At 61.6% G+C, this 12,079-nt stretch carries 13 protein-coding genes; 7 read left to right on the top strand and 6 right to left on the bottom strand.

What is annotated here, in order from left to right; all coding sequences use genetic code 11:
* Positions 1-14 precede the first annotated feature (14 nt).
* Genes C0058_RS28345 through C0058_RS28335 form a run of 3 tightly spaced genes read left to right on the top strand, consistent with a single transcriptional unit; the run spans position 15 to position 2,079 of the window.
* The gene (locus C0058_RS28345; protein ID WP_003215518.1) at positions 15-584 is read left to right on the top strand and encodes a GNAT family N-acetyltransferase; all 570 of its coding nucleotides are present in this window, start codon (positions 15-17) and stop codon (positions 582-584) included.
* A gap of 41 nt (positions 585-625) precedes the next feature.
* Positions 626-1,495: an acyl-CoA thioesterase II gene (tesB, locus tag C0058_RS28340; RefSeq protein ID WP_010174840.1), complete on the top strand. Its 870-nt coding sequence runs from the start codon at positions 626-628 to the stop codon at positions 1,493-1,495.
* On the top strand, positions 1,492-2,079 hold the full coding sequence (locus tag C0058_RS28335; protein ID WP_102369953.1) for an HAD family hydrolase: 588 nt from the start codon (positions 1,492-1,494) through the stop codon (positions 2,077-2,079). The genes tesB and C0058_RS28335 overlap by 4 nt, the downstream gene beginning before the upstream one ends.
* Before the next feature lie 134 nt (positions 2,080-2,213).
* Here the strand turns inward: C0058_RS28335 and C0058_RS28330 are convergent, their stop codons facing one another.
* The 3 genes from C0058_RS28330 to C0058_RS28320 form a co-directional block, all read right to left on the bottom strand.
* Complete coding sequence (locus C0058_RS28330) at positions 2,214-3,191, bottom strand: hypothetical protein (protein ID WP_003215523.1); 978 nt, start codon at positions 3,189-3,191, stop codon at positions 2,214-2,216.
* A complete protein-coding gene (locus tag C0058_RS28325; protein ID WP_102369952.1) occupies positions 3,192-4,076 on the bottom strand; it encodes a neutral zinc metallopeptidase in 885 nt (294 codons plus the stop codon).
* A 115-nt stretch (positions 4,077-4,191) separates the two neighbouring features.
* Positions 4,192-4,608: a hypothetical protein gene (locus C0058_RS28320; RefSeq protein ID WP_008436613.1), complete on the bottom strand. Its 417-nt coding sequence runs from the start codon at positions 4,606-4,608 to the stop codon at positions 4,192-4,194.
* A gap of 186 nt (positions 4,609-4,794) precedes the next feature.
* On the opposite strand from C0058_RS28320, the gene C0058_RS28315 reads away from it, so the two are divergent.
* On the top strand, positions 4,795-5,673 hold the full coding sequence (locus tag C0058_RS28315; protein WP_003215531.1) for a DMT family transporter: 879 nt from the start codon (positions 4,795-4,797) through the stop codon (positions 5,671-5,673).
* A gap of 5 nt (positions 5,674-5,678) precedes the next feature.
* On the opposite strand, the gene C0058_RS28310 is transcribed toward C0058_RS28315, so the two are convergent.
* Positions 5,679-7,013, bottom strand: a complete 1,335-nt coding sequence (locus C0058_RS28310; RefSeq protein ID WP_003215533.1) for an MFS transporter — start codon at positions 7,011-7,013, stop codon at positions 5,679-5,681.
* Positions 7,014-7,266: 253 nt separating this feature from the next.
* On the opposite strand from C0058_RS28310, the gene quiC reads away from it, so the two are divergent.
* Positions 7,267-9,165 carry a 3-dehydroshikimate dehydratase QuiC gene (gene quiC, locus C0058_RS28305; RefSeq protein ID WP_102369951.1) on the top strand — a complete coding sequence of 633 codons (1,899 nt, stop codon included), beginning with the start codon at positions 7,267-7,269 and terminating at the stop codon, positions 9,163-9,165.
* Between the two features lie 71 nt (positions 9,166-9,236).
* Positions 9,237-9,902 (top strand): TetR/AcrR family transcriptional regulator, encoded by a 666-nt coding sequence (locus C0058_RS28300; RefSeq protein WP_003215538.1) that lies wholly within the window; start codon positions 9,237-9,239, stop codon positions 9,900-9,902.
* A 122-nt stretch (positions 9,903-10,024) separates the two neighbouring features.
* Here C0058_RS28300 and C0058_RS28295 read toward each other — a convergent pair whose 3' ends face one another.
* On the bottom strand, positions 10,025-10,891 hold the full coding sequence (locus C0058_RS28295; protein ID WP_168197520.1) for a shikimate dehydrogenase: 867 nt from the start codon (positions 10,889-10,891) through the stop codon (positions 10,025-10,027).
* The gene (gene aroQ / locus C0058_RS28290) at positions 10,888-11,328 is read right to left on the bottom strand and encodes a type II 3-dehydroquinate dehydratase (protein ID WP_087693554.1); all 441 of its coding nucleotides are present in this window, start codon (positions 11,326-11,328) and stop codon (positions 10,888-10,890) included. The genes C0058_RS28295 and aroQ overlap by 4 nt, the downstream gene beginning before the upstream one ends.
* Before the next feature lie 205 nt (positions 11,329-11,533).
* Between aroQ and C0058_RS28285 the strand changes: the two genes are divergently transcribed.
* Entirely contained in the window at positions 11,534-12,055 is a 522-nt protein-coding gene (locus C0058_RS28285) for an RNA polymerase sigma factor (protein ID WP_003215543.1), read from the top strand.
* The last annotated feature ends 24 nt before the right edge of the window (positions 12,056-12,079 follow it).

Below are 12,079 nucleotides of genomic sequence, written 5' to 3'. Positions count from 1 at the left end.
AGGGAGGGGGACCAATGGAGCCGATACTGCAATTGGAAAGCGCACGCCTGGTGCTGCGCCAATGGAGCGATGCCGACTTGCCGGAGTTTGCGCGCATGTGCGCCGACCCGCAGGTGATGCGGTATTTCCCGGCCACCTTGAGCCGCCTGGAAAGTGCCGCGCTGATCGGGCGTATTCGCGGCCATTTTGCCGAGTACGGTTTTGGCCTGTGGGCCTTGCAGCGCAAGGACAGCGGCGAGTTCATCGGCCTCACCGGCTTGCTGAATGTGAGCTTCGAGGCCCCGTTCACTCCGGCGGTGGAGATCGGCTGGCGCCTGGCCAGGGAACACTGGGGCCTGGGTTACGCCAGCGAAGCCGCCTGGACTGCCCTGCGCTGTGGTTTCGACCGGCTGAAGCTGGACGAAATCGTTTCGTTTACCACTGAAGCCAATCTGCCATCACAAAAAGTCATGCAGGCCATCGGTATGCATTACGATCCCCTGGCAGATTTTGAACACCCCAAGGTCGCAGCCGATGACCCCTTGCGGCATCATGTGTTGTATCGCATCACCCGCGCCCAATGGTTGGACACGCTGCACGGATAAGCAGCCCGGAATGCCCAATAGATTGTTGTAGGAGATGCTCTATGAGCCAAGTGTTGGAAGATCTGGTGGACCTGCTGACCCTGGAACCGATCGAGGAAAACCTCTTTCGCGGCCGCAGCCAGGACCTGGGCTTTCGCCAGCTGTTCGGCGGCCAGGTGCTCGGCCAGTCGCTGTCGGCGGCCAGCCAGACCGTTGAAGAGACGCGGCATGTGCATTCGTTGCACGGCTACTTCCTGCGCCCCGGCGATGCGGCGTTGCCGGTGGTGTATTCGGTTGACCGGGTGCGCGATGGCGGCAGTTTCAGCACGCGCCGGGTGACGGCGATCCAGAAGGGCAACCCGATCTTCACCTGCAGCGCTTCGTTCCAGTACGACGAAGAAGGCTTCGAGCACCAGACCACCATGCCCGTGGTGGTCGGCCCGGAGAACCTGCCGTCGGAGCTGGAGCTGACCCAGCAGCGTGCGCACCTGATTCCCGAGCACATGCGCGAAAAGCTGCTGTGCCCCAAGCCGATCGAAGTAAGGCCGGTGACCGAGAAAGACCCGTACAACCCGCAGCCGTCCGACCCGGTCAAATACGTGTGGTTTCGTGCGGACGGCGCCCTGGCCGACTCGCCGGCGCTGCACAAATACCTGCTGGCCTACGCTTCGGACTTCGGCCTGCTGACCACCTCGCTGCTGCCCCACGGCAAGACCGTGTGGCAGAAAGACATGCAAGTCGCCAGCCTCGACCACGCGCTGTGGTTCCACGCCGACCTGCGTGCCGATGACTGGTTGCTCTACGCCATGGACAGCCCATGGGCCGGCAATTCCCGTGGGTTCTCCCGGGGCAGCGTGTACAACCGCGCCGGGCAACTGGTGGCATCGGTCACCCAGGAAGGCTTGATTCGTCATCGCAAGGACTGGGCATGAGCCTCAGTGATGTGAAGCACTGGGTGTTCGACATGGATGGCACCCTGACGGTGGCCGTGCATGATTTTGCGGCGATCCGCGTGGCCCTTGATATTCCGGCGACTGACGACATTCTTACGCACCTGGCGGCGTTGCCCGCCGATGAAGCAGCGGCCAAGCATGCGTGGTTGCTTGCGCATGAGCGTGAGTTGGCGCTGGGTTCGGTGGCGGCGGAGGGGGCGGTGGAGTTGGTGCGGGAATTGGCCGGGCGGGGTTATCGCCTGGGCATCCTGACGCGCAATGCGCGGGAGCTGGCCCATGTGACATTGCAGGCGATTGGCCTGGCGGACTGCTTTGCAGCCGAGGATGTGCTGGGGCGTGATGATGCGCCGCCCAAGCCTGACCCGGGTGGTTTGTTGAAGCTGGCGCGAGCGTGGGAAGTGGCGCCGCAAGAGATGGTGATGGTCGGTGATTACCGGTTTGATCTGGATTGCGGGCGGGCGGCGGGGACGAATACTGTGCTGGTCAATCTGCCGGAAAACCCGTGGCCGGAGCTGGCGGATTGGCATGCTGAAGATTGCGCGGTATTGCGCCGGATGATTTAGTCCGGTCGATGAAAATCCAATGTGGGAGCGGGCTTGCTCGCGAATGCGGTGTGTCAGTCAATACATAGGCTGACTGATCCACCGCATTCGCGAGCAAGCCCGCTCCCACATTTTTGATCCGGTTTCTTCAGTGGTTATTGGAACAGTACTTTCTGCCCTTCAGGCGACGTAAACATCTTGTCCCCGTTATGCCCAACCCCCGGCACTTCCACCAGCTTGTGGCCCAACTGCGGGTGCCGCTGCTTGAGGTAGTCAAAATAATTGTGCCCGCGAATCAAGCGATACGCGCCCTGGGTTTCAGCGCCGCAGCTCTTGTCCAGCGCCGGGTGATTCGGGTCGGTGTCCTGCTGGCCCAGCAAGTAAGTGACATTACGCGAAACGTAAGCCTGCTCCAGCTGCTCGGCACTTTGCCCCTTGGCGTAGGCCGGCAGGTTTTGCATGCCGTACTTCCAGTCGTTGAAGCCCGGGCAACTGGCAACATCGAATTTCACCGGACGCTGTGGGCTGAAGTACGCGTAGGACGACGGGTTGGCCACCACATAACGCAGGCTGATGCCCTCGGTTTGCAGCAGCGGGTGATCATGCCCGGTCAGCGCAAAACGCTGCACCACCTGGCCGCCACCGGAATGGCCGGCCACCACGATTTCCTTCAGGTTCGGGAACAGCTTGCGGTTGCCCAGGTGCTTGATGATCTGGTCCAGCGCGCCGTAGGAGCTGATCTGGCCCGGGCCTGTGGACGGCTCGCCGGCCATCCAGTCGTTACTGTTCCAGCGCAGGGTCTGGCTGTCGATCTGGTTGCGCTTGAGGTCGGTCTGGTTGAGGAACTGTGGCGCAATCACCAGGGTATTGGCGTTTTGTCCTGCGGCTTCGGCCGCTTTTTCGCCGCTGTCCAGGTAGGTCATCGCGTTGCGCAAACGGCCATGCACGATGATCAGCGCGCGGGTAACTTGAGGCAGCGGCTGGCGCCAGTCCTGGCTCAAGCCGACGCTCAGGTCGCCGGCATCCAGGTGAAAACGATCGGGACTGACCACCTTGACGCCATGTTCGGCAGCCCAGGTGGAGGAGGAACAGGTGATCAACAAACCTAACAGCAGACCCAGTCGTTTATTCATTTAAAGGCTCTTGGCGGTAAAGGTGTCGCATTGAGTGATCTGGCCCTGGGCGAAGCCGGTCTTGAACCAGCGAACCCGCTGTGCCGAGGTGCCGTGGGTAAACGAGTCAGGCACCACGCGGCCCTGGCCCTGTTGCTGCAAGCGGTCATCGCCAATCGCGTTGGCCGCATTCAGTGCTTCTTCAATGTCGCCGGGCTCCAGCCAGTTCAGGCGCTTTTGCGCGCGGTTGGCCCACACCCCGGCGAAGCAGTCGGCTTGCAGCTCCTGGCGCACCAGCAGGCCGCCGTCGCCTTGCATCTGCCGGCCTTGCTGGCGGGCTGCCTGAATCTTCGCCGAGATGCCCAGCAGCGTCTGCACGTGATGTCCGACTTCATGAGCGATCACGTAGGCCTGGGCGAAGTCGCCGGCGGCCTTGAAGCGCTGGGACATTTCCCGGAAGAAATCCAGGTCCAGGTAGACCTGTTGGTCTGCCGGGCAATAGAACGGCCCGCTGGCGGACGTGGCGCCACCGCAGGCGGAGTTCACCCGGCCACGGAACAGGATCAGTTTGGGGTTCTTGTAGGTCAGGCCGTTTTCCTGGAACACCTGGGCCCAGGTGTCTTCGGTGTCGCCGAGGACGGCGCGCACGAAGTCGGCTTGTTCATCATTGGCCGGCGGCGCCTGGCGGGTTTGCGGGCTGACGGAGGGCGCTTGCTCGGTGAGCTGGCCGCTGAGTTGCCCGAGGATCTGCATCGGGTCCTGGCCGGTCAGCCAGCCGATGCCGACGATCAGCACGATGGCCGTCAGGCTCAGGCCCTTGCCGCCCCCAAAACGCATGCCACCGCCGCCGCTGTCATCGCGGGCGTCTACCACGTTGTCGCTGCGTCGGCCTTTTTTCCATAGCATGTGGCAATCCTCTTTGTGAACCTGCAGCTCAGTGTTGTTGGTGTGTAGGGTTGGCGCCAGTCCGGCTGTCTGACGATGCTAAACGCTGTGTCGTCCGACCTGTATGAAGCTTGTGTCAGTCGCGGCAATACCCTTCGCCGGTGTCGACGATGAGGCAGTCCTTCTTGTCGGCCAGCCATTTCAGGCCAGTGGCTTCGCCGTCGCCAGCGCTCAGGATCTGCGGCCCGTCCGGGCGTTCAAAGGTGATGCCGTCTTCGGATGCCTGGCCCTTGAAGGTGCCGGAATCGTCGTCATCCAGGCCGTATTTCATGGTCAGTACATAGTGGCCGCGGCCGATGCTGTCGTCCTTGGCGATGGTCAGGTTCAGGCCTTCGACGCCAATCCACTTGCCGACCCATTTGTCGGTGGGCAGCACCTGCGGTACCAACGTTGCCTGGACAGACGGCGGGGCGGGCGCCTTGGCGGTCTCGGCTTGCTTGTCGCAGGCGCTGAGCAGCGTCAGGGTCGAAAGAATCAACAGGGTTTTTTTCATGGTGAGAAGGCCTTGGTTAAAAAACGCGCAGTGGGCGGGGCGGCGTGAAGCGTTGGACTGGAAAACCGCAATTTAGTGCGCTGTTCGAACAGTGTTTGGTTATGCTCTTGAGCGAGGCGCGTCACCCGTTCTAGATTATGCCGCGGTATGCGGCGGTCATTTCAGCCTGCCACTCAAGAGAATGCAATGACCCTCAGCACCCCACTTTCCGGCGTCAACCACCCGCTCAAAGGCATTTTGCTGATTGTGGTGGCAACCTTTCTGTTTTCCAGCCACGACGCGCTGTCCAAATACCTGGCCGGGTTCTACCCGATCGTGATGGTGGTGTGGGCTCGCTACCTGGTGCACACGCTGTTGATGGCCGGGATCTTCCTGCCGCAATCGGGCCTGCGGGTACTGCGCAGCAAACGCCCTTTACTGCAAGTGGCGCGGGCCTTGTGCCTGCTGGGCACCAGCCTGTTCTTTACGGCGGCGCTGCACTTTATCCCGTTGGCCGAGGCCACGGCGGTCAACTTTCTTGCGCCGATCCTGGTCACCGCGTTGTCGGTGCCGCTGTTGGGTGAGCACGTGACCCGCGGCCAATGGCTGGCGGTGATTTGCGGGTTTATCGGGGTGCTGATCATTGTGCACCCGGGGGGTGAGCTGTTCACTCCGGCGGTGTTGTTGCCGCTGACGTCGGCGTTGTTCTTCTGCTTCTACCAACTGCTCACCCGCATCCTCAGCAAGTACGACACCCCCACCACCAGCAACTTCTTCGCCGGGTTGTGCAATACCTTGGTGATGAGTGCGCTGGTGCCGTTCTTCTGGCAAGTACCGAGCCTGTGGCACGGGGTGCTGATGCTGGCGCTGGGCACTTGCGGGATGACCGCACACTTGATGCTGACCCAGGCCTTCCGCTTCGCAGCGCCGGCCCTGCTGGCGCCGTTCGGCTATTGCCAGATCGTGTTTGCGGGGTTGTTGGGCTGGCTGGTGTTCAACCACACCCCGGACCTGACCACCGTGGTCGGGATCGGGGTGATTTGCCTGAGCGGGTTGGCCGCTGCCTGGCAGCAGCGGCGCAGGTAGGAAACTCAGACCTCGACGGTCGGAATCTTGCGCGGCGCCATGAAGTACATCCAGATCAGCGCGATGAAGTACATCGCCGGAATCAGGGTGAACAGCACGGTGTAGTTGTTGTTGGTCACGGTCAGGATATGGCCGACGATTTGGGTCATGAACATCCCGCCGATGGCCGCGCACATGCCGCCAAAACCAAACACCGTACTCATCATGTGCTTGGGCGTGTAGTCCATCACCAGGCTCCAGATGTTGGCGGTCCAGGCCTGGTGCGCGCCGATGGCCAGGGAAATCGCAAACACCGCGACCCACAGGTGGCTGGAGCCGGCGGCCATGATCACTCCGACGATGCAGCAGGCAAACAGCAACATCGACAGCAGCCGCGCCTTGATCGGGTTCATCCCGCGTCCGATCAGGAACGAAGACAGGATCCCGCCGCCGATGCTGCCGAAGTCCGCCGTCAGGTAAATGATGATCAGCGGGATGCCCATTTGGGTCACGTTGATGCCCAAGTTGTATTGCTGATTCAGGAACGGCGGCAGCCAGTACAGGTAGAACCAGAACACCGGCGCGGTCATCGAGTAGGCGAGGGCGAAGGCCCAGGTGCCGCGCATCCGCAGGATCCGGCTGAACGGTACGCGGGGTTGTTCCGGTTCGACTTCCTGTTGTACGTAGTCCAGTTCCGATTGCTTCACGCTTGGATGGTCTTCCGGGTTGTAGTACTTCAAGCCCCAGAGCACCAGCCAGATCCCGCCCAGTGCCGACATGCACAGGAACGCCGCCTGCCAACCCCACACGTGGAGGATCAGCGGCAGCAGCATCGGCGTCATCATCGCGCCGACGTTGGTGCCGGCGTTGAAGATCCCGGTGGCCACGGCACGCTCGCCAGCGGGGAACCACAGGCGGGTGGTCTTGACGCAGGCCGGGTAGTTGGCGGCTTCGGTCAGCCCGAGAATGAACCGGCAGACCATAAAGCCCACCGCCGAGGTGGCCAGGCCATGGGCGCCGGTGGCCAGGCTCCACAGCAACACCGCGCAGAAGAACACGCGCTTGACGCCGACCCGGTCGATCAACCGGCCTTGCAGCACAAAGCCGATGGCGTAACCCACCTGGAACCAGAAGTTGATGTTGGCGTAGTCCATCGCCGTCCAGCTCATTTCCTTGGCCAGGATCGGTTGCATCACGCCGAGGGCGGCGCGGTCGATGTAGTTCAGGGTGGTGGCAAAAAACACCAGGGCCAGCATGCCCCAGCGGGTTTTACCGACAGCCATGGCGCCACGGATTTTGTCACCGATGCCGCTATGGGGATTGCTGTGGCCCACGGCCACGGCGGGATTTTGCGAAGGCATGAGGAAGTACCCGTTTTTTGAAATTTTTATGGTGTGTTCAGGGTCTTGGTTAACCGAGGCCGCTCAATGGAAGCGGGGCTCAATGTGCTGTCGATGGTGCGCAGCCGCTAAAAAATCGTCAATTCGCCGATTGCCATTCTGTTCGATAATCGCCCATAAAACTAACCGGTTCGTACATTTCAATTGCTGTGATGAACCTGGCGGCCAATAATTTGCCGTAAACAAGACATGCCTCAATGCCGGGAGTCGCCCCATGCAACGCTCCATCGCCACCGTTTCCTTGAGCGGAACCTTGCCGGAAAAACTCGAAGCCATCGCGGCTGCCGGGTTTGATGGCGTGGAAATCTTCGAAAACGATCTGCTGTATTACGACGGCAGCCCGCGTGAAGTTAGGCAAATGTGCGCCGACCTCGGCATTGCCATCACCTTGTTCCAGCCGTTCCGGGACTTTGAGGGCTGCCGCCGCGACCGCCTGACACGCAACCTGGAGCGGGCCGAGCGCAAGTTCGACTTGATGCAGGAGCTGGGCACCGACCTGGTGTTGGTGTGCAGTAACGCGTCAGCCGATTCCGTGGGCGATGAAAGCATTCTGCTGGATGACCTGAGCCTGCTGGCCGAACACGCTGGCCGCCGGGGCTTGCGCATCGGCTATGAAGCGCTGGCCTGGGGCCGGCACGTCAACACCTGGCAGCAGGTGTGGAACCTAGTGCGCAAGATCGATCATCCGAGCCTGGGCGTGTTGCTCGACAGCTTCCACACCCTGTCTCTCAAGGGCGACCCGAGTGCGATTGCCGAGATTCCCGGCGACAAGATTTTCTTTGTGCAGATGGCCGATGCGCCGATCCTCGCGATGGATGTACTGGAATGGAGCCGGCATTTCCGCTGCTTCCCAGGCCAGGGCGAGTTCGACCTGGCGGGCTTTCTCGCCCCCATCATCAAGAGCGGCTACACCGGGCCGTTGTCCCTGGAAATCTTCAACGACGGCTTCCGCGCCGCGCCGACCCGGGCGAATGCCGCCGACGGCCTGCGCTCGCTGCTGTACCTCGAAGAGAAAACCCGCCAGCGATTGGAGCAAGAAGCGACGCCGGTCCCCGAGATCCTGTTTGAAACCCCGGCCGCCAGCGAATACGACGGCATTGAATTCCTGGAATTTGCCGTGGATGAAAACCTCGGCGCCAAGCTCACTTCATGGCTGGAGCGCCTGGGCTTCGTCAAGGCCGGGCAGCATCGATCCAAGAGCGTCAGCCTGTTGCGCCAGGGCGATATCAACCTGATCCTCAATTGCGAACCCTATTCCTTCGCCCATAACTTCTTCGAGGCCCACGGCCCGTCGTTGTGCGCCACGGCGATCCGCGTCAAGGACAGCGCCAAGGCCCTGGAGCGGGCGGTGGCCTACAAGGGCCAGCCGTATCGTGGGCTGGTCGGCCCCAACGAGCTGGAGCTGGCAGCGGTGCGTGCACCGGATGGCAGCCTGATCTACCTCGTCGATCAGAGCGAAGGCGGCCTCTACGACACCGACTTCAACCTGCAACCGGCGAAGGCCGCCAGCGGCGGCCTGCTGCGCATCGACCACATGGCCATGGCCTTGCCCGCCGACAGCCTCGACAGTTGGGTGTTGTTCTACAAAAGCTTGCTGGATTTCGAAGCCGACGACGAAGTGGTGCTGCCCGACCCCTACGGCCTGGTGAAAAGCCGGGCACTGCGCAGCCGTTGCAGCTCGATTCGCCTGCCGCTGAATATTTCCGAGAACCGCAACACCGCGATTTCCCACGCGTTGTCGAGCTATCGCGGCTCGGGTGTGCACCACATTGCCTTCGACTGCGCGGACATTTTCGCCGAGGTCAGCCGGGCCAAGGATGCGGGCGTGCCGCTGCTGGATATCCCGCTGAACTATTACGATGACCTGGCGGCGCGGTTTGATTTCGATGACGAGTTCCTCAGCCAGCTCGCGTATTACAACGTCCTCTACGACCGCGATGCCCAGGGCGGTGAACTGTTTCACGTTTATACCGAACCGTTCGAGGGCCGGTTTTTCTTCGAGATCATCCAGCGCAAGAACGGTTACGCCGGCTACGGTGCGGCCAACGTGGCGGTGCGCCTGGCGGCCATGGCCAAGTCCCGCAGCGGTGCGGTGCGCCAGGCCAGGTTGTAAGGTGCCGGCGCTTCCTTCGGCGTGCGGCGCGGCCCATAATCAGCGCCTGCACCTAAGGCCGTGAGCGCACCATGACCCTGACCTCCGAGCTTCCCGCCGCGGCCACCGCACCGCGCAAGAGCCGCAAGAACAACCCGGAAAAGACCCGCGAGAACATTCTCCAGGAAGCCATCGTCGAGTTTGTCACCCAGGGCCTTTCCGGCGCCCGGGTGGACGCGATCGCGGAGCGTATCCAGACCTCCAAGCGCATGATCTATTACTACTTCGGCAGCAAGGAACAGCTCTACGTCGAGGTGCTGGAGAAACTCTACGGCGACATTCGCAACACCGAGACACGGATGAACCTGACGGCCCTGGAGCCCAGGGAAGCGATCCGCCGGCTGGTGGAATTCACCTTTGATCACCACGATCAGAACGTGGATTTTGTGCGCATCGTGAGCATCGAGAACATCCACAACGCCGAGTATGTAAAGCAGTCGACGTCGATCAAGGCGATGAACAGCAACATCCTCGAAGCCCTTGGCACCACGTTGCGCCGGGGCGCCGAGTTGGGGTTGTTCCGGGAAGGGCTGGAGCCGCTGGACGTGCACCTGCTGATCAACTCGTTCAGCTTTTACCGGGTGTCGAACCGCCACACCTTCAGCGAGATCTTTCAGATCGAGTTGTCGGATGAGGCGGTCAAGCAGCGGCATCGGGCGATGATCTGCGAGTCGGTGTTGCGCTACCTGCAGGCTTGAGTTCAACACCGAGCAAAATGTGGGAGCGGGCTTGCTCGCGAAGGCGGAGTGTCAGTCGCCGGATGTTTGGCTGATCCACCGCATTCGCGAGCAAGCCCGCTCCCACATTTCTAATCCGGTTTCTACAGTTGGGTGGTCATGCTCTGGAAGTGCGCGAGCATGCGCTCTGCATCCGCCACTTCGCCAGTGAACAACTCAAACGCCTTCACCGCCTGAAACACCGCCATGTTGCCGCCATCCAGGGTGCGGCAACCCAGGGCGCGGGCGTTGCGCAGCAGTTCGGTTTCCAGTGGGAAGTAGACGATCTCCGCTACCCACAAGTCGGCGCGCAAGGTGCCCAACGGCACGGGCATGCCCGGCAGCTTGGCCATGCCCATCGGCGTGGTATTCACCAGGCCATCGGCCTCGGCCATGGCGCTTTCCAGGTCATTGCCGGCCTGCGCCCGGCCGGTACCAAAATGCTGGTTGAGGTTGTTCGCCAGGCTGCGGGCACGTTCGGCGTCCATGTCGAAAATACTCAAGCGTTCCACGCCTTCACCCAGCAGCGCATGGGCCACTGCCGCCCCGGCGCCGCCCGCGCCCATCTGCACCACGAACTTGCGAGCCACATCACTCAAGCCCCGGCGAAAGCCTTCGGCAAAGCCCAGGCAGTCGGTGTTGTGGCCGATGCGTTTACCGTCCCAAAGCACCACGGTGTTCACCGCGCCGATGCCCCGTGCTTCGGGTGACAGGTCATCCAGCAACGGCAGGATCGCCTGCTTGCACGGGTAGGTGATGTTCAAGCCGGTGAAGTTCATCTGTTCGGCCGCCATCAACAGGTCGGGCAGGGCGCGGGTATCCGTCTGCAACTGGTCGAGGTCGATCAGGCGATACAGGTAACGCAAGCCCTGTGCATCGCCTTCGCGCTCGTGCAAGGCCGGGGTGCGGGAAGCCTGAATGCCGGCGCCTATCAGGCCGGCCAGAATTCGACGTTTGGACACCGCGCTCATCCCTTCAAGGTCTTGCTGAAATGTTCGAGGGCGAGGTGATAACCGTGGCTGCCAAACCCGGCCAGCACCGCCTTGGCAATCGGCGACACGAACGAGTGATGACGGAACGCTTCCCGGGCATGCACGTTGGACAAATGCACTTCGATCACCGGTACTTCACTGGCCACCAGCGCGTCGCGGATCGCCACCGAAGTGTGGGTCCAGGCTGCCGGGTTGATCACGATGCCGGCGCAACGGGCGCGGGCGCCGTGGATCCAGTCCAGCAATTCGCCTTCGTGGTTGGTCTGGCGGAATTCGACTTTCAGGCCCAGTTGCTCGGCGCTGCGGCCACACAGGGCAGCAAGGTCGGCCAGGGTTTCATGGCCATAAGTGGCGGGCTCGCGAGTGCCGAGCAGGTTGAGGTTGGGGCCGTTGAGCACCAGCACGATGGGCGGCATAGAGGGTTCTCCACTGTTGTTTTTATGTAGGTCAATAAAATGTACTGAATGGTTAATTTGGTCAATCGCGTGGGTGGGAACCGTTCGATTACCGAACGCTGAATGAAAACCACCGTTGTGTGGATCAGAGTTGATATCAATTGAAAATCATTCTCGACAACGCTTAAGATGCCCGCCTGTTTCCTTAACATTCCAGGGAGTCGGTTTGTCGGACGTGGATCTCAAAGGCCTGTTTCTCAAGCACGCCGATACCCTGCGCGGGTATCTCGCACGCAAGGTACGGGACCCGCAGTTGGCCGCAGACCTGGTGCAGGAGAGTTTCCTGCGCCTGGCGCAAAAGCCGGCCGGCGAGCGCATCGACAACTCCCAGGGCTATCTCTATCGCACGGCCGGCAATCTGCTGATCGACCATATCCGCCAGGAGGCGCGGCGCAAGACCGACTCCGTGCCCCATGAGGCGCTGGCCGAGATTGAAGATGAAATGGCCGGGTTGGAGGCTCAGGCGATGGCGCAGCAACAGCGGCAGGCATTGAAGCAGGCACTGGCGGAATTGCCGGAGCGTACCCGGCAGATTTTCCGTCTCAACCGGATCGAGGGCATGACCCATGCCCAGGTCGCGCGCCACCTGGGCATTTCCGACAGCTCAGTGCAAAAGCACCTGGCCAAGGCGCTGGCGTATGTCATGCAGCGTTTGCAGGAAGGTGAGGCGGGGCCGTCCGACGAATGAATTACCGACAAACCTGGGGTCAGA

Source organism: Pseudomonas sp. NC02 (assembly GCF_002874965.1).
In the GTDB taxonomy this organism is placed as follows: domain Bacteria; phylum Pseudomonadota; class Gammaproteobacteria; order Pseudomonadales; family Pseudomonadaceae; genus Aquipseudomonas.
The sequence above is the reverse complement of the archived record's forward strand: the minus strand, read 5'-3'. Positions and strand labels throughout refer to the sequence as shown.

What these genes read in the sequence shown, in the direction of transcription:
- C0058_RS28335 (WP_102369953.1), top strand. Translation starts at nt 1,492, where the DNA reads ATGAGCCTCAGTGATGTGAAGCACTGGGTGTTCGACATGGATGGCACC.
- C0058_RS28330 (WP_003215523.1), bottom strand. Translation starts at nt 3,191, where the DNA reads ATGAATAAACGACTGGGTCTGCTGTTAGGTTTGTTGATCACCTGTTCC.
- aroQ (WP_087693554.1), bottom strand. Translation starts at nt 11,328, where the DNA reads ATGCCGCCCATCGTGCTGGTGCTCAACGGCCCCAACCTCAACCTGCTC.
- C0058_RS28310 (WP_003215533.1), bottom strand. Translation starts at nt 7,013, where the DNA reads ATGCCTTCGCAAAATCCCGCCGTGGCCGTGGGCCACAGCAATCCCCAT.
- C0058_RS28315 (WP_003215531.1), top strand. Translation starts at nt 4,795, where the DNA reads ATGACCCTCAGCACCCCACTTTCCGGCGTCAACCACCCGCTCAAAGGC.
- C0058_RS28345 (WP_003215518.1), top strand. Translation starts at nt 15, where the DNA reads ATGGAGCCGATACTGCAATTGGAAAGCGCACGCCTGGTGCTGCGCCAA.
- quiC (WP_102369951.1), top strand. Translation starts at nt 7,267, where the DNA reads ATGCAACGCTCCATCGCCACCGTTTCCTTGAGCGGAACCTTGCCGGAA.
- tesB (WP_010174840.1), top strand. Translation starts at nt 626, where the DNA reads ATGAGCCAAGTGTTGGAAGATCTGGTGGACCTGCTGACCCTGGAACCG.
- C0058_RS28295 (WP_168197520.1), bottom strand. Translation starts at nt 10,891, where the DNA reads ATGAGCGCGGTGTCCAAACGTCGAATTCTGGCCGGCCTGATAGGCGCC.
- C0058_RS28325 (WP_102369952.1), bottom strand. Translation starts at nt 4,076, where the DNA reads ATGCTATGGAAAAAAGGCCGACGCAGCGACAACGTGGTAGACGCCCGC.
- C0058_RS28320 (WP_008436613.1), bottom strand. Translation starts at nt 4,608, where the DNA reads ATGAAAAAAACCCTGTTGATTCTTTCGACCCTGACGCTGCTCAGCGCC.
- C0058_RS28300 (WP_003215538.1), top strand. Translation starts at nt 9,237, where the DNA reads ATGACCCTGACCTCCGAGCTTCCCGCCGCGGCCACCGCACCGCGCAAG.